The organism is Rathayibacter sp. AY1H2 (genome assembly GCF_002931985.1).
Lineage (GTDB): Bacteria > Actinomycetota > Actinomycetes > Actinomycetales > Microbacteriaceae > Rathayibacter.
The window spans coordinates 29,598-55,309 of the sequence record NZ_PSUV01000020.1; the positions used below are offsets into that span (position 1 = coordinate 29,598).

A 25,712-nucleotide genomic window follows, 5' to 3' on the forward strand; every position below is an offset into this window, starting at 1 on the left:
GACGACTCCCGGCTCCTCGACTCTGCGGGCCTCGCCCGCCCCTGAGCACCTTCCGATTGTTGACGTGAACATGTACAGTCGGCCGTCAGGGCGCGTTCACGTGAACACGCCCGCATTTCGATGGCGAAAGAGAGACCGCATCAATGTCGATGTCCTTCAGAAGGGTCGCCGCGCTCGCCACGAGCGCCGCCCTGGCCACAGGAGCACTGCTGGCGATCCCCGCCGCAGCGGCCCCCGCTCAGGCCGCGGACGCGTTCCGCATCACGCCGAACCCCGCCGCCGCCGGTGAGGCGTTCGAGGGCTGGGGCACCAGCCTCGTCTGGTTCGCGAACGCGACCGGCGGCTATCCCGAGGCCCTCCGCGAGGACCTCTACCAGAAGGTCTTCGGCGACAGCGGCCTCGACCTGAACATCGCCCGCTACAACATCGGCGGCGGCAACGCCTCCGACGTGAAGGACTACCTCCGCCCGGGCGGCGCCGTCGAGGGCTGGTGGAAGCCGAACCCGGCCGGCGACGCGTCGACCTACGGCGGCACCTCCACGAAGCTCGCCGACCGCGATGCGCTCCTGGCGAAGTGGAACGCGGACGACCCCGCCTCCTACGACTGGACCGCCGACGAGACGCAGCGCTGGTGGGTCGAGAGGCTCGCCGAGGAGAAGCAGATCTCGCATTGGGAGGCGTTCTCCAACTCCGCCCCGTACTTCATGACCGAGAGCGGCTACGTCTCGGGCGGCTTCGACGCGAACAGCGAGCAGCTGAAGCCCGCCGCCGAGGAGCAGTTCGCGAAGTACCTCGTGAAGGTCACCGAGCACATGGAGGACGAGTACGGCATCGAGTTCGACACGCTCGACCCCTTCAACGAGCCGAACACGAACTACTGGGGCACGCAGCTCTCCAACGGCGTCCCGACCGGCGGACGCCAGGAGGGAATGCACGTCGGACCGACGCGCCAGGCGGGTCTGATCCCCGACGTCGCCGCCGCGCTGGACGCCTCGACCACCGACGCCGGCATCGCCGCGATGGACGAGACCAACCCCGACATCTTCGCGACGAACTGGGCCGCCTACTCCGCCGCGATCCGCGCCGAGGTCGACCGGATGAACGTCCACACCTACGGCACCTCGGGCCGCCTCAAGGTCCGCGACCTCGCGAAGCAGGCCGACACCGACCTGTGGATGAGCGAGATCGAGGGCAACTGGGTCACCGGCTTCGACCCCACCAACATGGAGAACGGCCTCGGCATCGCCGGCCGCATCAACGACGACCTGCGCGAGCTCGAGCCCAAGGCGTGGGTGCTCTGGCAGCCCGTCGAGGACTACTACAACATGCAGCAGCCCAAGCCCAAGGGCGAGAACCTCAACTGGGGCTCCGTCTACATCGACCTGGACTGCAAGCCGTACCAGGAGAACGGGACCGAGGTCTGGAAGTCGGTCCGCCGCGTCGCCGACGCCGGTGGCGACTCCACCAAGGCCCCGGTCTGCGGCGTCGAGACGAACTCGAAGTTCAACACCATCCGGAACTTCACCAAGTTCATCCACGAGGGCGACCACCTGATGCCCTCCAACGACAGCTCCTCTACCGCCGCCGTCCGCGGCGACGGCTCGGGCGCGACCGTCGTGCACACCAACAGCACCGCGACCGAGAAGACCGTCGTGCTCGACCTCTCCCGCTTCGGCACCATCGCCGACACCGCGACGGTCACCCCCTACGTCACCACGAAGGCCTCCTCGGCAGCCGCTCCCACGAGCAACGCCCTGGTCGCCAAGACGCCGGTGAGCGTCGACCGCATCTCGCGCACCGCCACGATCACCGTGCCCGCCAAGTCGGTCACGAGCTTCTCGATCGACGGAGTCTCGGGAGTCGCCGACTCCGCCCCCGCCCTGCGCGACGGCCACCGCTACCAGCTGGTCGGCACCCAGAGCGGCAAGGCCCTGACCGGCAACCCCTCGGGCGCCGCGACCACGATCACCGGCCTCGCCACCGACTCCGCCACGGCCGCCAAGCAGACCTGGACGGTCCGCGAGGTCGCCGCCGGCGAGCGCGAGGCCACCCGCCGCGTCGTCCTCGTCAACGGCGACGGACGCGTGCTCGGAGCCACGACCGCCGGCACCGACCTGCGCTCGCTGTCCGTCGACGCGGCGAAGACGACCGCCGCGACCCGCTGGATCGTCAACACCACCGACGGCGTGAACTTCTCGCTCGTCAACGAGTCGATCGCCCAGTCGCTCGACGTGAACGGCGGCTCCAGTGCCGACAACGCGTCGGTCGGCGTCTACACCTCCAACGGCGGAGCGAACCAGTCGTGGTCCCTCCGCGACCTCGCGCCGACCGCCGGCCAGACGATCGCCGTCCGCACCACCGCGGGCGTCGCTCCGACCCTGCCCGCGAGCATCACCCCGCAGTACTCCTGGGGAGCCGGCGCACCGCTCGCCGTCACCTGGCAGCGCCCCGCCGACTCGGCGTACGGCGCGACCGGCCGCGTCGAGGTGCCCGGCACCGCGACCGACCTCTACGGCCAGACGATCACGGTCACCGCGCTCGTCGACGTCGGCGGACTGACCGCGACCGACCCCGTGTCGGTCACGGCCGCCGCGGGCGCCTCGGTCGCCGGAGTGAAGGCCTCGGCCCCGACGACGGTCCCCGCCCGCGTGGGCGCCTCGGCCAGCACCTTCCCGGTGCCGGTCGTCTGGGACTGGACGCCGCTCACCACCGCCTCCCTCGCCCGGGCCGGGCAGGTGACGGTCTCGGGAACGGCGACCGCTGACGGCGCGACGCTCCCCGCCACGCTCACGGTGCTCGTCACCACGGGCACGCTCCGCAACTTCAACCCGGACGCCGGCATCGTCGCGACCGCGTCGTCGTCGGAGTCGGGCTACGGACCGGAGCGCACCCGCAACGGCGTGGACGGCGACAAGGGCTGGTCGAACTGGACCAACGGCACCAAGGCCGCGCAGAGCTCGCTGACCTACACCTTCCCCTCGACCCACCAGGTCGAGAAGGTGTCGGTGCAGTTCCTGGCCGACGGCGGCACCAGCTGGGCGCAGACCTACCAGCTGCAGTACCAGGCCGCTGACAGCACGACCTGGACCGCGGTCCCCGGCTACGAGTCGGCCGTGGCCCTCGCGTCGCCGGCCGGCGGAACGGCTCCGACCCTGGTCGCGTCGTTCGCGCCCGTCACGGCCAAGGCCTTCCGCGTCGTGATGAACGCCTACGACAACACGCACCTGATCGTGGCCGAGACCAAGCTCTACGAGTCGGTCGCCTCGCCCGCCGCGGTCGCCACCCTGGGCGCCTTGCGCGTCGGAGGAGCCGGCATCGCCGGGTTCGACCCGGCCCGCACCTCCTACGCGGTCACCGTCGAGGGCACGGCGATGCCGGTGATCGGAGCAGTGGCGACCGACTCGGCGGCCACCGTGCGGATCACCCAGCCGACGACGGCGAACGGCGGAGTCGCGACCATCGCGGTCCGCGCGGCCGACGGCTCCGTCACCTCGACCACGACGGTGACGGTGACCCTGAAGGCGCCCGTCGCCCTCGCGGTCGCGGTCACGGCGACCACCCGCTGCATCGCCGGCAAGGTGACGCTCACCGTCGCGGCGAAGAACGAGTCCGGCGTGCCGGTCTCGATGACCATCGCGACGCCCTCCGGGTCGAAGCAGGTCACCGGAGTCGCGCCCGGCGCGAGCGGCAGCGCCGCGTTCACCACGCGCGCGGCCTCGGTGCCGGCCGGCCAGGCCACCGTCACCGCGACGGGCACGGTCGACGGCAAGCAGGTCACCTCGGTGGCGACGGGAGCGTACGCGGCCCGCAGCTGCTGACGCCCCCTTTGACACGGACCGCCTCCGCCCCTCCGGGGACGGGGGCGGTCCGTCGTTCGCCGTCGGAGCGGCGCTGCACGGGTGGCGCGTCGTGAGATCCCGATACGACCGCGGCGCGGGCTACCCGATCGGCATGGATCCGTGCCGGTCGGGTGGCCGCGGCAGGCGACGTCTCGAGACCTCTCCGACTCCGAACCGGTCGAGACGCCGCCCCCACTCATGCCGTCGACCAGCCGCGGCACGCGGCGTATCGAGACGCCGCTCAGTGCCCCGCGGCCGCCTCGTCGCGGGTGCGCAGGCGCGAGACGCCCATCACGACGGCGGCGATGACCAGACCCAGCACGAGGCCGAAGATCATCGAGACGAAGGTGTCGGCCAGCCACACGACGACCGGGCCCGCGCCCTCGACCGCGTGGGTGACGACGTGCACGAGGTCGTACGGACCGTGCCACACCGTCTCGGCGAGGTTCGCGACGACGAGGTGCCCGCCGACCCAGAGCATGGCGAGCGTGCCGATGATGCTGATCGCGCGGAACACGACCGGCATCGACGCGACGATCCTCGCTCCGGTGCGCCGCACGCCGCGGGCCGCGTTCTTCATCAGGCGCAGGCCCACGTCGTCGATCTTCACGAGCAGCGCGACGGCGCCGTAGACGAGCACGGTCATCCCGAGCCCGACGACCAGGAGCGCGCCGAGCGTGGGCCAGATCCCGAAGTCGGGGTCGAGGCCGTCGAGCGCGATCAGCATGATCTCGGTGCTCAGGATGAGGTCGGTGCGGATGGCGCCGAAGACGAGCTTCTTCTCGTCGCGCGCCTCCGTCTCGTGGCCGCCGTGCGAGACGCCGAACCACTCGAGCACCTTCTCCGCCCCCTCGAAGCAGAGGAACGCGCCGCCGAGGATGAGCAGGTACGGCAGCACCTGCGGCGCGAACGCCGAGAGCAGCAGCGCCAGCGGGATGATGATGACGAACTTGTTGAACAGGCTCCCCAGCGCGATCCGCCCGACCACCGGCAGCTCCCGCGCGGGCGTGAGGCCCTGCACGTACTGCGGGGTGACGGCCGCGTCGTCGATCACGACGCCCGCCGTCTTGGCGCTCGCCTTCAGGGCGGCGGTGAGGATGTCATCGACAACCGCGAGCAGGCCGACCGACATGTGCGTCTCCTTGGAGGTCCGGGGTGAGAGGGCTCACAGTATCGCGAGCTCCGCGGTCGAGCGGGCACGGGGAGGGGCGTGGGCCCGGCGGGGGGATCCGGTGCAGGGGATCTCGATACGCCGGCGGGGCCGGCTCCTCGATCAGCGTGAAGGGCGGGAGTGCCCGGCGGGGCGGGCTCCACGGAAGCGTCAGGAGGCGGCGGGGGCCGGGCCGGTGCTCTCGCGGACGATGAGGCGGGTGGGCACCAGCGAGACGCCGGTGCGCTCGCCCGACTCGAGCTCGCGCAGGAGGATGTCGACCGAGCGGCGGCCCGTGTCGCCGAAGAACTGGCGCACCGTCGTCAGCGGCGGCCAGAAGCTCGCCGACTCCTGCATGTCGTCGAAGCCCGCGACGCTCACCTCGCCGGGCACGGCGCGTCCGGCCTCGTGCAGGGCGCGCAGCACGCCGAGCGCCATCTGGTCGTTGGCGGCGAAGATCGCGGTGACCTCCGGATCGGCGGCGAGCCGCTTGCCGAGGCGGTAGCCGGAGTCGGTGGACCAGTCGCCGACCAGCACCTCCGGCACCGGGGCGCCGCGCTCGATCAGGGTCGACTCCCACGCCTCGTGGCGGCGCTCGGCGGAGTAGGAGCGGTCGGGGCCGGCGATGTGGTGCACGGTGCGGTGTCCGAGTCCGAGCAGGTGCTCGACGGCCTGGCGGGCGCCCGACATCTGGTCGGTGTCGACCACCGGGTACTTCTCGCCGCCGGCGGAGTCGACGACCACCACGGGCAGGTCCGGCGGGAGGACGATGTCGGCCTCGTCGAGCAGGTGCGCCTCGACGATGATGATGACGCCGTCGACCGCCTCCTCGCTCAGCCGGTGGAACGCGACCGACACCTCGCCCTGGGTGGGGTGGGAGACGGGGATGAGGGTGATCGAGTAGCCCGCGTCGGCGGCCGCGATCGCGATGGCGTCGAGGGTGCGCATGTTGCCGAACGAGGACAGCGTGAACATGATCACGCCGATGCTGTGGAAGCGGCCCGTCCGCAGGGCCCGCGCCGCGCTGTTGGGCCGGTAGCCGAGGGCCCGCATCGCCTCGAGGACCCGCTCGCGCGTCTCGCCGTCGACGTTCTGCTTGCCGTTCGACACCCGCGAGACCGTCTGGCCCGAGACGTTCGCGCGCCGGGCCACGTCGGCCATCGAGACGCCGCGTCGCGGCCGGGTGGACGGGGACGGGCGGTCGGTCTCGAGTGACATGGGCTTCCCTTTATAGCGCGCCGCCCGTCAGCCGTGGTGCATCGTGCGCCGAACCGTGACGCAGGAACAGTCGCGGGTGGCGACGTGGACATGCTACGGTGACGCTCTGCCATGTTGACGTGAACATGGCGGGCCCGCACTACTCCCCGAACGGAATCCCATGACGACGACGTCTCCCCCCGTCCCGCTGAGCGAGGTCGCCCCTCCGGCGTCCCCCCTCGCGGCCCCGAAGTCGCGGGCGAAGAGCGAGTGGAAGGGCCTGGCGTTCGTCGCCCCCTTCCTCGTCGTCTTCCTCCTGGTCTTCATCGCCCCGGTCGTCTACTCGATCTACCTCAGCCTCTTCCGCGAGCAGCTGGTGGGCGGCAACTCCTTCGTCGGCTTCGCGAACTACGCCGCGATCTTCACCGACCCGAACTTCTGGGAGGGCTTCGGCCGCGTCCTGCTGTTCCTCGTCGTGCAGGTCCCCGTGATGCTCGTGCTGGCCCTCGTCGCGGCGCTCGCGATCGACAGCGGCCGCCTCCACGGGACCGGCTTCTTCCGCATCGTGGTCTTCCTCCCCTACGCCGTCCCCGCGGTCGTCGCGGTGCTGATGTGGGGCTTCATCTACGGCGACAACTTCGGCCTGGCCGCGAACGTCAACGACCTGCTCGGCTCCGACGTCGTCCAGCCCTTCTCGCGCGACTGGATCCTCGCCTCGATCGGCAACATCGTCACGTGGGAGTTCGTGGGCTACAACATGCTCATCTTCTACTCCGCGCTGAAGACGATCCCCGGCGAGCTCTACGAGGCGGCCGAGATCGACGGCGCCGGCCCGATGCGCGTCATCCGCTCGATCAAGCTTCCCGCCCTGCGCGGCGCGATCGTCATCGCCACGATCTTCTCGATCATCGGCAGCTTCCAGCTGTTCAACGAGCCGAACATCCTCCGGACGCTGGCGCCGAACATCATCACCACCTACTTCACCCCGAACATGTACGCCTACAACCTGTCCTTCGCCGGTCAGCAGTACAACGCGTCGGCCACGGTCGCCATCGTCATGGGCGTGATCACCGCGGTGATCGCCTACGTCGTGCAGCTCCGCGGCGCGCGGAAGGAGAACTGATGGCCCTCGCGACCGCTCCCCGGACGCCCGCCCGCGCCCCGAAGCGCCCGGCCGCCCGCCGCGGCTCCTCGGTGCAGCCCAAGAAGTCGATCGCCTTCACCCTGCTGATGTCGGTCTTCATCCTCTACAGCCTCGTGCCGCTGGCCTGGCTGGTCATCAACGCGACGAAGACGCAGGCCGGCCTGCTCTCGAGCTTCGGCCTCTGGTTCGACGGCGACTTCGTCTTCTTCCAGAACATCGCCGACACCCTCAGCTACCGCGACGGGATCTTCCTCCGCTGGCTCGGCAACACCCTGCTCTACGTCGTCGTCGGCGCCGGAGGAGCGACGCTCCTGGCCACGCTCGCCGGCTACGGCCTCGCGAAGTTCCGCTTCACGGGCCGCAAGGCGGTCTTCGCCGTGGTGCTCGGAGCGATCGCGGTCCCCGGCACGGCCCTCGCCGTCCCGACGTTCCTCATGTTCAGCCAGCTCGGCCTGACCAACACCCCGTGGGCGATCATCATCCCCTCGCTGATCAGCCCGTTCGGCCTGTACCTGGTGTGGGTCTACGCGGTGGAGTCGGTGCCCACCGAGCTGCTCGAAGCGGCGCGGATGGACGGGGCGGGCGAGTTCCGCACCTTCTTCACCATCTCCATCCGCCTCCTCGCCCCCGGCATCGTGACCGTGCTGCTGTTCTCGGTCGTCGCGACCTGGAACAACTACTTCCTCCCGCTGATCATGCTGAGCGACCCCACCTGGTACCCGCTCACCGTCGGCCTCAACCAGTGGAACGCGCAGGCCACCGGCGTCAGCGCGCAGCCGATCTACAACCTCGTGATCACGGGCTCGCTCCTCACGATCATCCCCATCGTCGTCGCCTTCCTCGGACTCCAGCGCTTCTGGCAGTCCGGTCTGAGCGCCGGAAGCGTCAAGGGCTGAGCCCTCCCCCTACCCATCCCCCGGCCGGAGCGTCCTGCCCCGTCCACAGCACCCGCAGCACGAAGAAGTGAAGGGAAACACCACCATGAAGATCGCCCGTTCCGCCCTCAGGCGGACCCTGACGGTCGCGGCTGTCGCGGCCCTGGCCGCCGGCTCCCTCGCGGCCTGCTCGTCCACCTCCGGTGGCGGCACGACCACGAGCGCCGGCTCCGCCGCCGACCTCGACTCCGCCCTCGAGGCCGGTGGCAAGATCACGTACTGGAGCTGGACCCCCAGCGCCGAGGCGCAGGTCGCTGCGTTCGAGAAGGCCTACCCCAAGGTCGACGTCGAGCTCGTCAACGCCGGCACCAACAAGGACGAGTACACCAAGCTCGAGAACGCGATCAAGGCCGGCTCGGGCGCCCCCGACGTCGTCCAGATCGAGTACTACGCCATGCCGCAGTTCGCGCTGTCGGACTCGCTCCTCGACCTGTCGCAGTACGGCATGGGCGACCTCGAGGACAAGTACTCCGCCTCCACCTGGGGCAGCGTCAACATCGACGGCAAGCTCGTCGGCCTCCCGCAGGACTCGGGCCCCATGGCGCTGTTCTACAACAAGACCGTCTTCGACCAGTACGGCATCGCCGTCCCCGCCACCTGGGACGAGTACGTCGCCGCGGCCGAGAAGCTGCACACCGCCGACCCGTCGAAGTACATCACCGCCGACACCGGCGACGCCGGCTTCGCGACCAGCATGATCTGGCAGGCGGGCGGCGAGCCGTTCACCACCGACGGCACGGACGTGAAGATCGACCTCGCCGACGAGGGCACCGCCAAGTGGACCGGCGTCTGGAACCAGCTCGTCGAGAAGAAGCTGCTCTCGGACACCCCCGCCTGGGGCGACGAGTGGTACAAGGGTCTCGCCGACGGCTCCATCGCCTCCCTGGTGACCGGCGCCTGGATGCCCGGCGTGCTGGAGTCCAGCGTCCCCGACGCCTCCGGCGACTGGGCCGTCGCGCCGATCCCGACCTACGACGGCACCGCCGTCAGCGCCGAGAACGGCGGTGGCGGCCAGTCCGTCACCAAGCAGAGCGAGAACCCGGCGCTGGCCGCCGCGTTCCTGCGCTGGCTGAACAGCGACCAGGCCTCGGTCGACGTCTTCCTGCAGAGCGGCGGATTCCCGTCGACCACCGCCGACCTCGACAGCTCGGACTTCACCGGTCAGGAGTCGGAGTACTTCGGCGGCCAGAAGATCAACGAGGTGCTGACCCAGGCCTCGAAGGACGTCCGCTCCGGCTGGTCGTACCTGCCCTACCAGGTCTACGCGAACAGCGTCTTCGGCGACACCGTCGGCCAGGCCTATGCCAACGGCACCAGCCTCGACCAGGGCCTCGCCGACTGGCAGAGCAAGCTCGTCCAGTACGGCAACGCGCAGGGCTTCACCGTCTCGGAGTAGCACCACTGCTCGACGCGGGGCCGGCCGGATCGCTCCGGTCGGCCCCGCGTCGTTCTCACGCTCGGACACACCGGGCACCGATCCTGAGGGGGATCCAGATGACCACCGCTCCCGAGAGCCGCTTCGCCATCGGCACCGTCGACTTCGAGCTCGACGGCCGCCCGCACCGCATCCTGTCGGGGGCGCTGCACTACTTCCGCATCCACCCGGACCTCTGGGCCGACCGGATCCGCAAGGCCCGCCTGATGGGCCTGAACACCATCGAGACCTACGTCGCCTGGAACGCGCATGAGCCGCGCCGCGGCGAGTGGCGCGAGGACGCCGGGCTCGACCTGGGCCGCTTCCTCGACCTGATCGCCGCCGAGGGCATGCACGCGATCGTGCGCCCCGGCCCCTACATCTGCGCGGAGTGGGACAACGGCGCCCTCCCGGCCTGGCTCTTCCGCGACCCCGAGGTGGGCGTGCGCCGCTCGGAGCCGAACTACCTCGCCGCGGTCAGCGACTACCTGCGCCGCGTGTACTCGATCGTGGCCCCGCGCCAGATCGACGCCGGCGGGCCCGTGGTCCTCGTGCAGATCGAGAACGAGTACGGCGCGTACGGCTCCGACAAGGAATACCTCGCCGAGCTCGTGCGGGTGACCCGCGACTCCGGCATCACGGTGCCGCTGACCACCATCGACCAGCCCACTCCGCAGATGCTCGCCGACGGCAGCCTGCCGGGCCTGCACCTCACCGGCTCGTTCGGCTCGCGGACCACGGAGCGCCTCGCGACGCTGCGCGAGTTCCAGCCCACCGGACCGCTGATGTGCATGGAGTTCTGGTGCGGCTGGTTCGACGACTGGGGCACCCAGCACCACACGACGGACGCCGACGCCTCCGCGCAGGAGCTCGACACCCTGCTCGCGGCCGGCGGCTCGGTCAACATCTACATGTTCCACGGCGGCACCAACTTCGGCCTGACCAGCGGCGCGAACGACAAGGGCCGCTACGCCGCGATCACGACGAGCTACGACTACGACGCCCCGCTCGACGAGGGCGGCGACCCGACCGCGAAGTTCTGGGCGTTCCGCGACGTCATCGCGCGCTACGCGCCGGTGCCGGAGGAGGTGCCCGCGGTGCGCCCGCCGGCCCCCGCCCTGACCGCTCCGCTCGTCCCCGGCCCGGCGCTGCTCGGCCTCGGCCAGGCGTTCGGACCGGCCGCGCACCTCGACGCGATGGCCAGCTTCGACGACCTCGGCCACGACGACGGCTTCGTGCTCTTCACGACGACGCTCGACGGCTCCTCCGCTCCGGCCCGCCTCGTGGTGGGCGAGGAGGTGCGCGACCGCGCCTGGGTGCTGCTGGACGGCGTGCCGGTGGGCGTGCTGGCGCGCGACCACCACGAGCGGGCGCTGACTCTGCCGAGCGGACGCGGCGAGCTCGCGATCCTGGTCGAGAACCAGGGCCGGGTGAACTACGGCACGCGCATCGGCGAGCACAAGGGCCTGATCGGAGGCGTGACGCTCGACGGCGCCCCGCTGACCGGCTGGGCGGCGCGCGCCCTCGCGCTCGAGTGCCTCCCCGACCTGGCCGTCGCGGCACCGGCGTTCTCGGCCGGGCCGCAGCTCGCCTCCGGCTCGTTCGACCTCGACGAGCAGGCCGACCTGTACGTGGACACGCTGCACTGGGGCAAGGGCCTGGTCTGGGTGAACGGCTTCCTCCTCGGACGCTACTGGCGTCGCGGACCGCAGCGGACGCTGATCGTCCCCTCGCCGGTCACCCGCGCCGGCCGCAACCGCGTCGTGGTGCTGGAGCTGGAGGGCATCGCCGAGCCGGAGATCCGCCTGCTCGCTGGAGCCGAGCTCGGGCACACGGAGATCTGAGCTGCGGAGCGGAGGCGGCGGGAGCGGCCGTCGGAGGCGTGGGTTCGGGGTTCCGGGCTTCGTCGTGCGGGTGGGGCCGGGCCGACTCCGATCTGCACGCGCTGCCGGACCGCCTCCGGCCTGCGGGCGCCACCGGGTCGCCCCCGTCCCGCGGGCGGCGCCGGGCCGCCTCCGGGACGCGAGGCTCTGCTAGCCTCAGGCGCCCCGGTGCGGCGCCGGCGGGCGAAGGGGGAGACATGATGTCCAAGACACTGCTGCGCACGACTCTGATCGGAGGCGCGCTGCTGCTCGCCCTCTCGGGCTGCGCGGGGACCGCGACGAGCGGATCGACCCTCCGCCCGTTCACTCCGACGCTCCCCTCGTCGTCGGCCGCCCCGTCCGCCACCGCGACGGCCGCCGCCCCGACCGCCGACACCGCTCAGAAGACCGGCGAGCAGGTGGCCGCCGTGCTGACCGGCGTGCAGTTCGTGCCCGGCGAGTACGCGAGCATCCAGGAGATGCTCGACTCGATCTACCCCGGCCTCACCGCGACCGACGCGAGCTGCCTCTCGCCGTTCGGCCTGGGCTGGGACACCGCGCAGCCCGCCGCCGGACTCTCGTACGGCACCAGCGCCGACCGCTCCATGACCGCCGTCGTGTCGAGCACCGGCACCGCCGACGCGGCCGCCTCGCTCCTCGCGAGCGCCACCGACGCGACCACCCGCTGCGCCTCCGGCTCGACGCTCTTCGCGATGCAGGGCGTGCCGGTCGAGACGACCGTCGAGCGCACCGAGCAGACGCTGACCGGCGCCGACGAGACGCTCGGCTGGAAGGTGTCCGGAGCCGTGGGCGGCAAGCCGTTCTCGCTCGTGGGCATCACCGCGCGCGTCGGCGGCGACGCGGTCGCGCTCGTGGGCTGGGACCCGACGACGAACACCTCGTACGTCCCGCGCGCGACGCAGCTCGTCGTCGACGGGCTGTAGGGCGCTGGGCGCTGGACGCTGGGCGCTGGGCGCTGGACGCTGGGCGCTGGACGCTGGACGCTCTGAGCTCCGGCTCTGAGCTCTGAGTCCTGCGCTCGACCGTCCTCCCCTCCGCGAGAGTCCAGGAGTTGTCGCACTCGACGCCGACTGCGACAACTCGTGAACAGTGGGCGCGGGTCGAGCGCCGCGACTCTGAGCTCCGAGCTCTCAGCGCTGCATTTCGACGCCCTCTCCTTCGCGACTGTCCAGGAGTTGTCGCACTCGACGCTGAGTGCGACAACTCGTGAACAGTGGGCGGACGATCGGGCCGAGCGCCTGAGCTCAGAGCTCTGGTCGCTGCGCGTTGGGCTTCGGGCTTCGGGCTTCGGGCTTCGGGCTTCGACGCTCGCTCCTCCGCGAGAGTCCAGGAGTTGTCGCACTCGACGCTGAGTGCGACAACTCTTGAACAGTGGGCGGAGGATCGGGGCGGAGCGAGCACCGGGCGCCGGGCACCTCCCGAGCTTCGGGCAGCCCGCACACAGCGCTGGAGCGCGCCTCAGGCCAGCCAGGAGAGGGTGCCGCCGTGGGCGGCCGCGCTCGCGAGCGGGACGCCGTCGGCGGCGAGCAGGAACGGAGTCGGCTCGGGGGCCGTGCGGTCCCCGCGCGCGGCGACGAGGTGCGGGAGCAGCGCCTCCGCCTCGAGCGTCACCAGGCTCGCGCCGCGATCGGCGACCGTCGCCAGGACGCTCTCGCGCGCGGCCCACGGAAGGTAGACCAGGGTCCCGAGCGAGACGACCACCGTCCGCAGACCCGGCGGCACCGCGTCGAGCAGGGCGGGCAGCTCGGCGGCCGCATCGCCCGCGACGATCGTCGGCGGGTCGTCCTGCAGAGTCTCCACGGCCGAGCGGAGCCGCGCGGTCCGCTCCGGGCGGTCGGGCGGGAGCAGTGCCTCCAGCCAGGCGACGTCCTCGGGCGAGCGGACGTCGAGCGGCGCCAGGTCGAGCCCCCGGCGCCACGCGACGACCGGCAGCCGCGCCGGCGCCGCGCCTCCGCTCACCGCGCACCGCAGCAGAGGCGCGCCCGACCCGAGCCTTGCGTCGCCGTCGCTCGCCGTGAAGGCGTAGGAGTACCGCTCCGGCGCCAGGCAGAGCCCCGCGGAGGCGCCGATCTCGACGAGCGCCACCGGCTCACCGGGCTCCGTGATCCGCTCCAGCGCTGTGACCAGGGGCGCGCACCGCAGCGCCTCGTTGGTCTGCGTCCTCCGCTCGGCGGCGATCGGTGCCACCCGCGCCCATTCGCTCCGGAGCCACGCGGCGAATCCGGCGCCGTCGACGTCGGGCACGCCGAGCAGCCGCGCGACCGAGAAGAGCAGGGACGGCTGCCGGTGCTGCGCGGGCAGCTCGTCGATCAGGGCGAGGAGGCGCGCATCCTCCGCGACGGCGAGCGCCCACTCGACCTGCCGCTCGGAGGTCTGCGCGAGCTCGACGGCGGCGCGGCGGAAGCGGTCGGCGGAGGAGGGCATGCCTCCATCCTGAGGGAGCGGCGCCACGGTTCCTGCAGGAGGCCGCAGGATCCCAGCGGCGGGCGACGACCCCGTCCCCGCGGATGTCGGTGGTCGCCGGTAGAACGGACGCATGTCCGACACCGCTCCGAGCTCCGCGTCCGCGCCGGTCCGCGAGCGGCGCCTGCTCGACATCCGGCGGATCTACGCCGAGCCGGCCGCGCTCGAGTTGCCCCGCGGGCAGGAGGTCGTGGCGCGGTGGCCGGGCGCCGAGATCGTGCCCGTCGAGTCGCACTGGCTGATCCCGGAGGTGCACGGCGACGAGGCGAACGTCGCGCGCTGGGTGCGCATCAAGACGGAGGCGCTCGTGCTCGGGGTGAAGAAGTCGCTCGTCACGCGCCCGAACGGCCGCTCGGCCGACTTCATCGCCCCCTCCACCGCCAACGGCTGCGCCATGGCGTGCGTGTACTGCTACGTGCCGCGGAGGAAGGGCTACAGCAACCCGATCACGCTCTTCACGAACATCGAGCAGATCCAGCGCCACCTCGCCCGGCACATCGGCAAGCAGGGCCCCAAGGCCGAGGCGAACCAGTGCGACCCGGAGGCCTGGGTCTACGACATCGGCGAGAACAGCGACTGCTCCGTCGACGCGCTGCTGAGCGAGAACGTCCGCGACCTCTGCGAGCTGTTCCGGATGTCGCCCACCGCCAAGGCGTCCTTCGCGACCAAGTACGTCAACCGCGAGCTCCTCGAGTGGGACCCGCTCGGGCGCACCCGCATCCGGTTCTCGCTGATGCCCGCCGAGACGGCGAAGGTCACCGACATCCGCACCTCGCCGATGGCCGAGCGGATCGCGGCGATCAACGACTTCGTCGACGCCGGCTACGAGGTGCACGTCAACTTCTCGCCCGTGATCCTCACCGAGACCTGGCAGCAGGACTGGACCGAGCTCTTCGATCAGCTGGACGCCGCCCTCCACCCGCGGGCGAAGGCGCAGCTCGCGGCCGAGGTGATCCTCCTCACGCACAACGAGGGCCTGCACTAGGTGAACCTCGGCTGGCACCCCACGGCGGAGTCGCTGCTCTGGCAGCCGGGACGCCAGGAGCAGAAGGTCTCCGAGAACGGCGCCGTCAACATCCGCTACCGACGCGACCTCAAGCGCGCCGCCCTCGACCGCTTCCGCGCCCTCCTCGCCGAGCGCCTCCCCTACTGCCGCGTTCGCTACGCCTTCTGAGCCGGCGCCCCCGCCGGAGCGGCGGCGCGACGACTCGCGCAGGAGCGCACCCTCCCGCTCCCGCGTACGCCGGGACACCGCCGCGGAGACGGCGTCTCGCGCGAGCGCGGCGTCTCGACGGAGCCCCACGCCCTCTCAAGTGAGCGCACCGTCACGCCTCCTCCGGCTCCACCCGCCCCGCCGAGACACTGTCGGCCCGCCCGACACACCGCCGCCGTCGAGACGGCGTCTCGCGCACGAGCGCGTGTCTCGACGCAGCCGCACCGCCCTTCGGAGGCACCCGCAACTGAGGCCCGGAGTCGCCCGGCTGGGAGTCCGCCCGGCGGCCGGGGCCACTGCTTCGCATTCCGGATAGCGGCACGTGCCCTCCGAACGAGGGGCGTACTTTCGGAGAACAGCCGGAGGGACGGCCCGACCGCCCGACTCCACGGGCCTGCAGAGCAGGCGTCAGCGGGGATCGACGGCTCGGCGCGACGGCATCCGGGCTCGACATCCCGGAGCCCGGCACCCCCGGATCGACACTCCGGACACTCGACTCGGCGGCACAGCACACCCCGGGTCCTGCTCCCCACGAACACCCCCACCATCTCGCACTCCCCCTCCCGGCGGCACTCGCCGGGGCACCCCACCGTCGCGGCCGGCACCCGCGACACAGCACAGAACGGCGGCACGCACCATGGGCGCTCTCCTCTACGGCACTCCCCCCACCTCGCACGAGATCGACGACCGCGCACTCGCGCACCTGCAGATCGTCATGATCAACAAGTTCCGCCGCGACGAGGCGTTCGCCTTCCAGCTCGACGCCTCGAGCGCGCACGGCACCGGACGCCAGACACTGTGGCTGCACCCGACCATCCCCCTCCAGTTCTCGTTCCACGGAAGCCGCATGCCGGCGATCAACGCCACCTGGGTGCGCGCACTGATGGAGGAGGCCAACAGCGGCCGGGGCCTGCGGATCGTCACCGAGCCGGCGCAGCAGCCCGAGTCCTCCGGGCTCACGCACGCTGCCTGAGCGCGCCGTGTCCAGGCGCGACGACGACGAGCCGATGGAGGTCACCGACTTCGTCGAGCTCGCCGGTGCAGTGCACGACGACGCAGGCTTCGAGTGCTCCTCCACTGTCGACGGCGTGACGGGCGCGCTCTGCGTGCTGCCCGACTCCCTGGTGCTGCGGAGCGCCGGCACCGGCGACTCGACCCGCGTCGGCACCCGCGACATCCGCTCCTGGCGGGCCACTCCGGCCGGCGCCACCTTCTCGCTCGCCGTGGAAGCCGGAGCGCGGCACACCGTGGTGCTGCTCACGCAGTTCCAGGCGGCGACCGTCCAGGCCATGACCCGCGCCGCCGGACCCGCGACTGGTTTATCCGCTTAACGAATTCCCCGTTCGGGGCACGCGGTGAAGAGCGCTCCTCGTGCGACCCTGATCGGGATGAACGAGAAGGACGAGGTCATGCGCTCCGACATCGGCGGGCGTGACATCGAGCAGGCGCGGGCCCTCTTCGAGCAGTCGTACAACGGGCACCGCTTCGTCGTCGAGCCCGGCGAGGACTTCTCGTACCGCTACACCTCCGTCGGCGACGGCGACGTGACGCTCCGCGGCAGCCAGTTCGCCGGCTCCGTGCAGGGCTCGATCCAGACCGAGGGCGAGTACGTCGTCTCGTGGCTGACCGCCGGCGCGGGCGTCACCGATCTCGACGGCGACGCGGTGACCCTCGGATCCGGGCAGCCGGCGATCTTCGTCAACGACCGTCCCAGCCGGTTCGAGTTCCACGACTACCGCCAGAACCTCATCCACTTCGACGGCGCGTACCTCGAGGGCATCGCGGAGGAGGTCGAGGGCACCCGCGGCCCCCTCCTCTTCGACACCACCGCACGACCCGAGGGCGCGGCGCTGCGGCGCTGGTCGGCGACCGTCGCGACGGTCGCCCGGGTGATCTACGACGCCGACAGCTCGCCGCTGCTGCGCCGCGAGGCCGACCGCGCGGTCGCCGTCGCCCTGCTCGAGACCTTCCCGCACTCGACGCTGGACACTCCCGGCGACCTCGGAGTACCCCGCTCGGGGCGCCTCCGCCAGGCTATCGAGTACATGTACGAGCACGCCCACGAGCCGCTCCGGACCGAGCAGATCGCCGACGCGGCGGGCATGGGCCTGCGGACGCTGCAGACCGAGTTCCGGCGCGAGTTCGGCTTCACCGCGGTCGACTACCTGCGGCGGATCCGGCTGGACGGCGTGCAGAAGGAGCTGCGGGCGGGCGAGTCCGGAGTCGTCAGCGTCAGCGAGGTCGCACGGCGCTGGGGCTTCGCGCACCTCGGCCGGTTCTCGGCCTCGTACGCCCACCGCTTCGGCGAGCGCCCCAGCACCACGCTCGACACCTGAGGCGTCAGAGGTAGTCGGTCCCGCCGTCGTCCTCGCTGTCGTCGCCCTCGCCGCGCGGCTGCACGGTCGGCCGCGCGGGCTGGAGCCGTCGGGTCTTCTCGCGCATCGACTCCACCGCCTCCGGGTCGTCGAGGTCGACGCCGCGGTCGAGCGCCGGGCTGGTGAAGAGCTGGCTGGCCGGCCCGACCAGGAGACGGGTCTCGCCGCGCATCCCCTCGTCCGAGAGCGACGGCACCACGACCAGGTCCGACTTCCCCACGTTCGCCAGCGCCTGCGCGTACTCGACGACCGCCGAGCACACCTCGTCGCCCAGCAGCACGAATCCGCTCGCGTAGTACAGCTTCTGCATCTCGCCCTCCCCTGGATCCCGGACCGCCCCTCCGGTCGGCCCGTCCCCGACGCTAGGACGGCGCCGACCGGGTGCCCCACCCCTTGACGGGGGTGGGGCGGAGGGGTCAGAGTCCGCGCGGAGGGGTCAGAGTCCGCGCGGAGCGGGCAGTCGCAGCGCGGTCGCGAGCGCCTCGACGACGCGGGTCGCGCGCACGTCGCCGACCCCCTCCATCCGGTTGGTGAGGAACGCGAAGCCGACTCCCGCGTCCGGGTCGGCGAAGGCGACCTGTCCGCCCGCGCCGTCGTGCCCGAAGCCGCTCGGCGTGAGGCGGCCTACCAGGCGGTCGCGGAGGCGGGGCTCTCGATCCCGGGCGATGTCGCCGTGGTGTCGTTCGACGACGACGAGCTGGCCGCCTACCTCCGCCCCGGGCTGACGACCGTGGCGCTGCCGCACGAGGAGATGGGCCGCCGGGCGGTCGAGCTGCTGCTGAGCGGCGCTCCGGGAGAGCGGGTGCTGGTGCCGATGCCGCTGGTGGAGCGGGCGTCGACGCGGGCGGCACCGGAGTCGCCCTGGTAGTCGTCGGGCGAGAGGGTCATGCCGCTCGCGACGAAGTCCGCGGTCGCCGCGCAGTCCGTGACGACGACGTCGCCGTCGGAGCGCGCGAGCCCGTAGAGGCAGACGGACTCGTCGGCGAGCTCCGCGGCCGAGAAGGAGTCGAGGCTGAGGGTGGCGAAGTAGTCGACTCCGGCGATGCTGCCCAGGTAGCGAGTCGGCCCCCAGTGGAAGACGCGGAGGCTCGCGAGGGTCGACAGCGGGCGCGTGGCGACGTCGTCCGGGACGGCCCAGGGCTCGGTGAAGACCTCCAGCGACGGGCGAGGGGCCAGCGCGACGGAGGCGGCCGTGCCGAGGGCGGCGAGCCCGAGCACGGCGACGAGCGCGGCGATCACCCCGAGGCGGCGGCGCGGGCGGGGCGTGGCGGAGGTGCGGGAGTCGGCGTCGTCGCCTCCGGTGGTCTCACTGCGCTCGCCCCAGCCGGGCGCCGCGTCCCGGCCGGTCTCGTCACGGCCGACCTCGTCCCGGCCGGTCTCGTCCCAGCCGGTCCGGTCACGGCGCGTCCCGCCCCGGTCGCTCGCCGTCCCGCGGCCGATCCGGCCCCGGGCCGCTGCGGGTCCGGCGGGCGCGGCCAGTCCCGCGACCGCGGCGTCGAGCGCCTCCTCCCGCTCGCGGCGCTGCGCGCGCAGCAGTGCCAGCTCTTCGAGCGCCGCGGGGTCCGCCTCCGCGCTGAACGCCCGGCGCTCGAGCGCGGCCCGCTGCCTCCGCTCCTCCGGCGACGCCCCGTCGCGGCGCCGCTGCAGGGCGGCCCGGCCCCGACCGCGACCGCCCAGGGCCGCATCGAGCGCCGCCTCCGTCGCGGGATCGAGGTCGTCGAGCAGCCGCGCCGCGCGTGCCGGCGTGACCGCGATGCCGACGGACGCCGGCACGTCAGGCCCGGTCGCGGACGGCGCGCGCCAGCGACTCGAGGCGCTCCCGGTACTCCGGCCACCACTCCTCCGGCACCGGCGGGAGGTTGTCGCCGGGCGTCCGGAGCCCGACCCGCCCGTCGATCAGCTCGCGGACGATGTCGGCGTGGCCCGCGTGCCGGTGTGTCTCTGCGGTGATGTGGACGAGGATCCGGTGCAGCGTCACGTCGCGGTTCGTCCACCAGGGGACCTGCCCGGCAGCGTCGAGCGGGAGAGCCGCGACCGTCGCGTCGGAGTGGGCCCACACGCGGCGGTACAGCGCGACGACGTCGGCCAGGGACTCGTCGGCCGTCGCCCACATGTCCGAGTTCGGCTCCGACTCGTCCTCCATCCACGGCATCGGCTCCGGGAACGGCCGCCCGAACACGGCGCCGAGGTAGCCCGCCTCGGTGCCCGCCACGTGCTTCACCAGGCCGAGCAGGTTCGTGCCCGTCGAGACCAGCGGCCGCCGCACGTCGTACTCGTCGAGCCCGTCGAGCTTCTGCAGCAGGGCGTCGCGCCCCTCCTGCAGGTAGCGGAGGAGGGTCTGCTTCGCGTCGTCGCTCATCCCCCCAGCCTGCCGCGCCCGTCCGAGCCGCGCCAGAGCGGTGCCGGAGCCGCGCCGTGCTCAGACCGCAGGAAGGATCGCCCCGCGGGCACCGGGATCCGCGGATCCACGGCCCGCCGGAGCGATCCTTCCAGCGTTGTGCACGGGTCAGGCCGGGACGCCCGCTCCCGCCCGCTGGACCCGCGTGCCGACGAGGCGCTGCGAGGAGGCGTCGACAGCGGCGGCCGGGCCGACCAGCTCGAGCGCCGTCTCCGTCTCGCGCGTCGCGCAGTCCGGGCCAACCCACAGCTCGACGCGGCCGGGCTCGACGATCCGCACGCCCTCGCGTCCGGTGAAGGCCAGGCGCGCGGCCGGGACCTCGAAGCGGACCTCCGCCTCCTCGCCGGGCTCGAGCGCGACCCGCGCGTAGCCGAGCAGCTGCGCCACCGGCCGGGTCACGCTCGCGAACACGTCGCGGGCGTACAGCTGCACCAGGTCGGTTCCCGCTCGCTCGCCCGTGTTGCGGACGCGCACGGTCGCCGTGAAGGAGCCGTCCGTCGGGGCGGACTCCTCGACCGCCAGCTCCGTCCGGGCGAAGTGCGTGTACGAGAGCCCGTGGCCGAACGGCCGCACGGGCGTGCTGTCGGCGGAGGTCACGTCCGACGGCCCGCCGAGGATCGGGTGCAGGTACGAGAACGGCTGCGCCCCGGCCGAGCGCGGCAGCGAGACCGGCAGGTGGCCGGAGGGGTCGACCCGTCCCGAGACGACGCCCGCGATCGCGCCGGCGCCCTCCTCCCCCGGGAAGAAAGCCTGCAGCACGGCGGCCGGAGCCGACGGCCCGTCCAGCGCCCAGCCCACGGCGTAGGGGCGGCCGGTCAGCAGCACGAGCACGACCGGGGTCCCCGTCGCCACGACGGCCTCGACCAGCTCGCGCTGGCGGCCCGGGAGCTCGAGGCTCTCGACGTCGTTGCCCTCGCCGACCGTGCCGCGGCCGAACAGGCCCGCCCGATCGCCGACGACCACGATCGCCACGTCGGAGTCGGCGGCCGCCCGGACCGCCTCGGCGATCCCGGAGGCGTCGTCGCCCTCGACCGAGCAGCCCTCGGCGAGCAGCAGCTCGGCCGAGCCGAACTCGCCGGCCAGCGCGTCCGCGACCGTCGGGATCTCGAAGCCCAGCGGCACGCCCGGGTGGTGCGCCAGCACGTGGTTGGCGAAGGAGTAGCAGCCCATGAGCGCGGGCGCGCTGTCGGCGTTGGGACCGATCAGCGCGAGGCGGCGCGGCGCAGCGAGCGGCAGCACGCCGTCGTTGGCGAGCAGCACCACCGACTCCTCGGCCAGGCGGCGGGCGATGTCGCGGTGGGCCGGCGAGTCGAGGTCGATCGACTCGGGGGCGTCGTCGAAGCGCGCGTCGAGCAGGCCGAGCCGCTCCTTCTGCGCGAGCACCCGCAGCACGGCCCGGTCGACGAGCGCCTCGTCGGCCTCCCCGGCCCGGATGCGCGCGGCCAGCGGAGCGAGGAACGCGTCGCCCGTGGGCAGCTCCACGTCGATCCCCGCGGCGAGCGCCAGCTCGGCCGCCTCGCCCAGGTCGGCGGCGACCGCGTGCATGAGGTGGAGGAACGCGACCGAGAAGTAGTCGGCGACGACCACGCCGTCGAAGCCCCAGCGCTCGCGCAGCACGCCCGTGAGGTAGGCGGGCGTCGCTCCGACCGGGTCCCCGTCGATCTCGGCGTAGGAGTTCATCACGGAGCGGGCGCCCCCGTCGCGGATCGCCATCTCGAACGGCGGCAGCAGCACGTCCGCGATCTCGCGCGGTCCGGCGTGCACCGGCGCGTGGTTGCGGCCGCCGCGGGAGGCGGAGTAGCCGATGAAGTGCTTCAGCGTCGCGTCGACGCCGGTGGACTGCAGTCCCTGCACGTACGCGGTGCCGATCGTGCCGACGACGTACGGGTCCTCGGCGATGCACTCGTCGACCCGGCCCCAGCGGGGGTCGCGGATCACGTCGAGCACGGGCGCCAGGCCCTGGTGGATCCCGAGCTCGCGCATCGAGCCGCCGATCACGGCGCCGAGCTCGGCCACGAGCTCCGGGTCGAACGAGGCTCCCCAGGCGAGCGGAGTCGGGAACGTCGCGGCCTGCCAGGCGGCGAGCCCGGTCAGGCACTCCTCGTGGACGATCGCCGGGATGCCCAGCCGCGTCTCCTCGACGAGTCGGCGCTGCTCCGCCCACAGCCACTGGGCGCGCTCGAGCGGATCGACGGGGCGCGTGCCGTAGACGCGGGTCAGCTGGCCGATCCCCTCGCGGGTCGCCTCGGCGTACCCGGTCGAGGTGGCCATCTCTCCGGCGAGCGGGGCGACGACCTCGCCGCCCTGGTCGACCCAGTAGCCGACCAGCTGGGAGAGCTTCTCCTCCAGCGTCATCCGGCCCAGCAGCTCGGTGGTGCGGGCGGACGGGGCCTGGGGATCCTCTGGTGCGTGCGGTGCGGTCACGGTGCGACCCTCTCTGCGGGTGGGGCGACGGGTGCGGACGGGACGGGGGACGCGGCGGACGGGCGGAGCGATCCGCTCATCCCTTCACCGCCCCCGTCAGCCCGCCGACGATGCGGCGCTCGAAGACGCTGAAGAAGATCAGCGCCGGGATCATCGACAGCGACACGAAGGCGAGCACCTTCGCCGTGTCGACCGAGTACTGCGACGAGAACGCCTGGACTCCGAGCGGGAGCGTGAAGGTGGACTCGTTGTTGAGGATGAACAGGGGCAGCAGGTAGCTGTTCCAGCTCGCGATGAACGCGAGGATCCCCGTGGTGATCACGCCGGGCATCGCCAGGCGCACGACCATCCGGAAGAAGAAGCCGATCCGGCTGCAGCCGTCGATGAAGGCCGCCTCCTGGATCTCGTCCGGGATGGCGCGGAGGAACGGCACCAGGATGATGATCGTGGTCGGCAGGCCGAACGCGATCTGCGGCAGCACCACTCCGGCGAGCGAGTTCATCAGGCCGAGGCTCTTGATCACCAGGTAGAGAGGAGTGATCGCCACGGTCATCGGGAACATCAGGCCGGCGGCGAAGAGCGCGTAGAACACGCCGCGTCCGGTGAAGTCGTAGCGGGCCAGGACGTAGCTCGCCATCAGGCCGAGCACGACCACGCCGAGGGTCGTCGCGAGGCCGGCGATGGTGGAGTTGCCGACCTCCTGCCAGAAGACGCCGCCGGTGATCACGTCGAGGTAGTTCTGCACGTTCCACGGCGAGGGCAGGCCCGCCGGGTCGGTGGTGATCTGCGCGTTCGTGCGGAAGCCGCCGAGGATGATGTACGCCACCGGGGCGAGCATCAGCGCGATCACGACGATCGCCACGACGTAGGCGATCGTGGTGCCGCGGCCCAGGGGCTGCCGGCGCCGCTTCGCCGCGAGAGGCCGAGGGGTCTCCGGAGTGATAGGCGGGGCCGTCATCGTCGTGCCGGTCATCGCTTGTCTCCCGTCAGTGCGCCCGCCGTGTCACGCCGGAGCACGAAGCGCTGGTAGAGCAGCGCCACCACGAGCGAGATCAGGAACAGGACCACCGCGACGGCGTTCCCGTACCCGTAGTTGCCGGCATTGCGGCCGTTGGTGACCAGGTAGATCGCCATGGTCGAGGTGCCCGCGGTCGAGGACACGTACTGGCCCCAGATGATGTAGACGAGGTCGAACAGCTGCAGTGCGCCGATGATCGACAGGAACGCCCAGATCCGCAGGGTCGGCGCGAGCAGGGGCAGGGTGATCCGCCGCTGCACCTGCCAGTAGGAGGCGCCGTCGATGGCCGCGGCCTCGGACAGCTCCTCGGGGATGCCCTGCAGTCCCGCGAGGAAGAGGATCACGGCGAAGCCGATGTACTTCCACGTGATGATCAGCATCAGCGTCCAGATCGCGATCGCCGGATCCGAGAGCCAGTCCTGCTTCAGCGCGCCGAGGCCGACCTTCTCGAGCAGGCCGTTGACCGCGCCGCTGGTCTGGAGCATCAGGCTCCAGCCGGTGCCGACGACGACCTCCGAGATCACGTACGGCACGAAGATCAGGACGCGGATGATCGACTGCCCGCGCAGCTTGCGGTTCAGCAGCAGCGCCAGGAGGATCGCGACCGGCCCCTGGAGCACGAGCGAGAGCACCACGATGATGCCGTTGTGCGCGAGGGCGTCGTGGAAGGTGGGGTCCTGCAGGATCGTCAGGTAGTTGCGGAAGCCGACGAAGTCCGTCGGCACTCCGTAGCCCTGCCAGCTGAAGAAGCCGTAGTAGGCCGCCATCACGACCGGGAAGATCACGAAGGCGAGGAAGACGATCAGCGCCGGGCCGACCAGGAGCGCGATCTCGAAGCGCCCCGCCCAGCCCACGCTGCGGCGGCGCCGGCGCACCGGAGGCGTCGAGGTGACGCCTCCGGTGCGCGCGGTCCCGCGGGGCTCATCCACTCCGAGGAGCGGGCTCTCGCGGAGTGCCATGGTGGCTAGGCCTTCGCCGCGGCGGCGTTGACGGCCTCGACCAGCTGCTCGGGGTCGCTCTTGCCGGCCAGCAGGTCGACGACTCCGACGTTCAGCGCGTTGCCGACGTTGAGGCCGTAGACGGTGTCGAGCCACTGCGAGACGTACGGGGCCGAGTTGTAGGCCTCGAGGATCTGCTGCAGGTACGGCTCGGTGACCGCCTCCTGCGCCACGGTGTTCACCGGGGGCGCGTTGAAGGCCGCGTAGTACTCCTTCTGCACGTCGGAGGTGGCCAGGTAGTTGAGGAAGTCGACGCACTCGTCGGGAGCGCCCGCGGAGCAGGAGTAGCCGTCGACACCGCCCATGATCGCGCCGGCCTCGCCGTCGCCGCCGTCCATCTCGGGGAACGGGAACCAGCCCAGGTCGGGCAGCGGCTTCTCGTCGGGGGTGAGGGAGGCGATCACGCCGGGGTTCCACGCGCCCATGAGCTCCATCGACGCCTGGTGGTTGGCGAGGAGTCCGGCCGAGCTGCCCGCGCCCTGCTGGGCGGCGGTCGTGAGGAAGCCCTCGTTGAACGGCTCGGTGGCCGAGAAGTCCTGCAGGTCCTCGCCCGCGCGGACCCAGCAGTCGTCCGAGAAGTCCTTGGTGTCGGCCGCCTCGGCCATGGTGTCGGCGCTGCACTCGCGGAGCGCGAAGAAGTAGTACCAGTGCGCGGCGGGCCAGGCGTCCTTCGCGCCGAGCGCGACGGCCTGGGCTCCGCTGCCCTTGATCTTCGTGATCGCCGAGTCGAGCTCGTCGATGGTCTTCGGCGTCTCGGTGACGCCCGCCGCCGTGAAGAGGTCCTGGCTGTAGAACAGGCCGCCCGGGAGGACGGCGACCGGCATCGCCCAGACCTTGTCGTCGAGCGTGTTCGCCGAGAACGAGCCCTCGGGGATCTCGCTGCGCGCCTGGTCCGAGATGCCGTCGGTGAGGTCCTTCAGCTGTCCGCCCGCGACCATGGCGGCGAGCTTGCCGCCTCCGCGCTGGAGGAAGACGTCGGGGGCGTCGCCCGAGTTGAGCGCCGTCTGGAGCTTGCCGTCGAGATCCTCGTTCTGGATGGCCTGCGACTCGATGGTCACTCCGGGGTTCGCGGCCTCGAAGTCCGCGATCGTCTTGTCCCAGAACTCCTGGCCGGGGCCCGTGGTCGAGTTCTGCCAGAGGGTCATCGCGACGGTGCCGTCGCTCGATCCCGAGTCCTGGCCCGAGCAGCCGGTGAGGGCCGCGACCGTGCCGAGCAGGGCTGCTGTCGCCACTGCGATCTTCCTGAACTTCATCGTCCAAC

The 25,712-nt window shown here is 72.0% G+C and carries 22 protein-coding genes; 11 read left to right on the forward strand and 11 right to left on the reverse strand.

The features are described from left to right. The first annotated feature begins 149 nt into the window (after nucleotides 1–149). Complete coding sequence (locus C5C29_RS13725; protein WP_146083495.1) at nucleotides 150–3,818, forward strand: glycoside hydrolase; 3,669 nt, start codon at nucleotides 150–152, stop codon at nucleotides 3,816–3,818. A 262-nt stretch (nucleotides 3,819–4,080) separates the two neighbouring features. Here C5C29_RS13725 and C5C29_RS13730 read toward each other — a convergent pair whose 3' ends face one another. Continuing rightward, complete coding sequence (locus tag C5C29_RS13730) at nucleotides 4,081–4,971, reverse strand: DUF808 domain-containing protein (protein ID WP_104223404.1); 891 nt, start codon at nucleotides 4,969–4,971, stop codon at nucleotides 4,081–4,083. Between the two features lie 189 nt (nucleotides 4,972–5,160). Beyond that, nucleotides 5,161–6,207, reverse strand: coding sequence for a LacI family DNA-binding transcriptional regulator (locus tag C5C29_RS13735; protein WP_146076621.1), 1,047 nt, complete (start codon nucleotides 6,205–6,207; stop codon nucleotides 5,161–5,163). Between the two features lie 160 nt (nucleotides 6,208–6,367). Here C5C29_RS13735 and C5C29_RS13740 point away from each other — a divergent pair, with 160 nt between their 5' ends. From C5C29_RS13740 to C5C29_RS13760, 5 genes are all read left to right on the forward strand, one after another. Next, nucleotides 6,368–7,309: a carbohydrate ABC transporter permease gene (locus C5C29_RS13740; RefSeq protein WP_104223405.1), complete on the forward strand. Its 942-nt coding sequence runs from the start codon at nucleotides 6,368–6,370 to the stop codon at nucleotides 7,307–7,309. A 107-nt stretch (nucleotides 7,310–7,416) separates the two neighbouring features. Then, nucleotides 7,417–8,226 carry a carbohydrate ABC transporter permease gene (locus C5C29_RS13745; protein WP_258062773.1) on the forward strand — a complete coding sequence of 270 codons (810 nt, stop codon included), beginning with the start codon at nucleotides 7,417–7,419 and terminating at the stop codon, nucleotides 8,224–8,226. 85 nt (nucleotides 8,227–8,311) lie between these two features. Beyond that, nucleotides 8,312–9,661, forward strand: a complete 1,350-nt coding sequence (locus C5C29_RS13750) for a sugar ABC transporter substrate-binding protein (protein WP_104223423.1) — start codon at nucleotides 8,312–8,314, stop codon at nucleotides 9,659–9,661. 98 nt (nucleotides 9,662–9,759) lie between these two features. After that, on the forward strand, nucleotides 9,760–11,523 hold the full coding sequence (locus C5C29_RS13755) for a beta-galactosidase family protein (protein WP_104282952.1): 1,764 nt from the start codon (nucleotides 9,760–9,762) through the stop codon (nucleotides 11,521–11,523). A gap of 236 nt (nucleotides 11,524–11,759) precedes the next feature. Then, nucleotides 11,760–12,485, forward strand: a complete 726-nt coding sequence (locus C5C29_RS13760; protein ID WP_104250410.1) for a hypothetical protein — start codon at nucleotides 11,760–11,762, stop codon at nucleotides 12,483–12,485. Nucleotides 12,486–13,020: 535 nt separating this feature from the next. On the opposite strand, the gene C5C29_RS13765 is transcribed toward C5C29_RS13760, so the two are convergent. Then, nucleotides 13,021–13,986, reverse strand: coding sequence for a DUF2332 domain-containing protein (locus C5C29_RS13765; protein WP_181128829.1), 966 nt, complete (start codon nucleotides 13,984–13,986; stop codon nucleotides 13,021–13,023). Nucleotides 13,987–14,098: 112 nt separating this feature from the next. Between C5C29_RS13765 and C5C29_RS13770 the strand changes: the two genes are divergently transcribed. From C5C29_RS13770 to C5C29_RS13785, 5 genes are all read left to right on the forward strand, one after another. Then, the gene (locus C5C29_RS13770) at nucleotides 14,099–15,010 is read left to right on the forward strand and encodes a spore photoproduct lyase family protein (RefSeq protein WP_258069497.1); all 912 of its coding nucleotides are present in this window, start codon (nucleotides 14,099–14,101) and stop codon (nucleotides 15,008–15,010) included. Further along, a complete protein-coding gene (locus tag C5C29_RS17550; RefSeq protein WP_258069498.1) occupies nucleotides 15,011–15,199 on the forward strand; it encodes a hypothetical protein in 189 nt (62 codons plus the stop codon). It begins immediately after the preceding gene. Between the two features lie 676 nt (nucleotides 15,200–15,875). After that, a complete protein-coding gene (locus tag C5C29_RS13775; protein WP_104223411.1) occupies nucleotides 15,876–16,211 on the forward strand; it encodes an ATP-dependent DNA ligase in 336 nt (111 codons plus the stop codon). Nucleotides 16,212–16,218: 7 nt separating this feature from the next. Further along, nucleotides 16,219–16,569: a hypothetical protein gene (locus tag C5C29_RS13780; RefSeq protein ID WP_104223412.1), complete on the forward strand. Its 351-nt coding sequence runs from the start codon at nucleotides 16,219–16,221 to the stop codon at nucleotides 16,567–16,569. 57 nt (nucleotides 16,570–16,626) lie between these two features. After that, complete coding sequence (locus C5C29_RS13785; protein WP_146083496.1) at nucleotides 16,627–17,574, forward strand: AraC family transcriptional regulator; 948 nt, start codon at nucleotides 16,627–16,629, stop codon at nucleotides 17,572–17,574. 4 nt (nucleotides 17,575–17,578) lie between these two features. Here C5C29_RS13785 and C5C29_RS13790 read toward each other — a convergent pair whose 3' ends face one another. From C5C29_RS13790 to C5C29_RS13825, 8 genes are all read right to left on the reverse strand, one after another. Further along, on the reverse strand, nucleotides 17,579–17,923 hold the full coding sequence (locus tag C5C29_RS13790) for a hypothetical protein (protein WP_104258084.1): 345 nt from the start codon (nucleotides 17,921–17,923) through the stop codon (nucleotides 17,579–17,581). A gap of 126 nt (nucleotides 17,924–18,049) precedes the next feature. Next, nucleotides 18,050–18,358, reverse strand: coding sequence for a serine hydrolase (locus tag C5C29_RS17680; protein ID WP_374953996.1), 309 nt, complete (start codon nucleotides 18,356–18,358; stop codon nucleotides 18,050–18,052). Continuing rightward, complete coding sequence (locus tag C5C29_RS17685; RefSeq protein ID WP_374953997.1) at nucleotides 18,319–19,386, reverse strand: hypothetical protein; 1,068 nt, start codon at nucleotides 19,384–19,386, stop codon at nucleotides 18,319–18,321. Before C5C29_RS17685 ends, C5C29_RS17680 begins: the two co-directional genes overlap by 40 nt. Nucleotide 19,387: 1 nt before the next feature. After that, entirely contained in the window at nucleotides 19,388–19,972 is a 585-nt protein-coding gene (locus C5C29_RS13805) for a DinB family protein (protein WP_104258081.1), read from the reverse strand. 147 nt (nucleotides 19,973–20,119) lie between these two features. Further along, nucleotides 20,120–22,366, reverse strand: a complete 2,247-nt coding sequence (locus C5C29_RS13810; RefSeq protein WP_104308475.1) for a glycoside hydrolase family 3 N-terminal domain-containing protein — start codon at nucleotides 22,364–22,366, stop codon at nucleotides 20,120–20,122. A gap of 145 nt (nucleotides 22,367–22,511) precedes the next feature. Further along, nucleotides 22,512–23,408, reverse strand: a complete 897-nt coding sequence (locus C5C29_RS13815) for a carbohydrate ABC transporter permease (RefSeq protein ID WP_104308476.1) — start codon at nucleotides 23,406–23,408, stop codon at nucleotides 22,512–22,514. Further along, nucleotides 23,405–24,412, reverse strand: coding sequence for a carbohydrate ABC transporter permease (locus C5C29_RS13820; RefSeq protein WP_104226347.1), 1,008 nt, complete (start codon nucleotides 24,410–24,412; stop codon nucleotides 23,405–23,407). Before C5C29_RS13820 ends, C5C29_RS13815 begins: the two co-directional genes overlap by 4 nt. Nucleotides 24,413–24,417: 5 nt before the next feature. Further along, a complete protein-coding gene (locus C5C29_RS13825; protein ID WP_104308477.1) occupies nucleotides 24,418–25,704 on the reverse strand; it encodes an ABC transporter substrate-binding protein in 1,287 nt (428 codons plus the stop codon). Nucleotides 25,705–25,712: the final 8 nt, after the last annotated feature.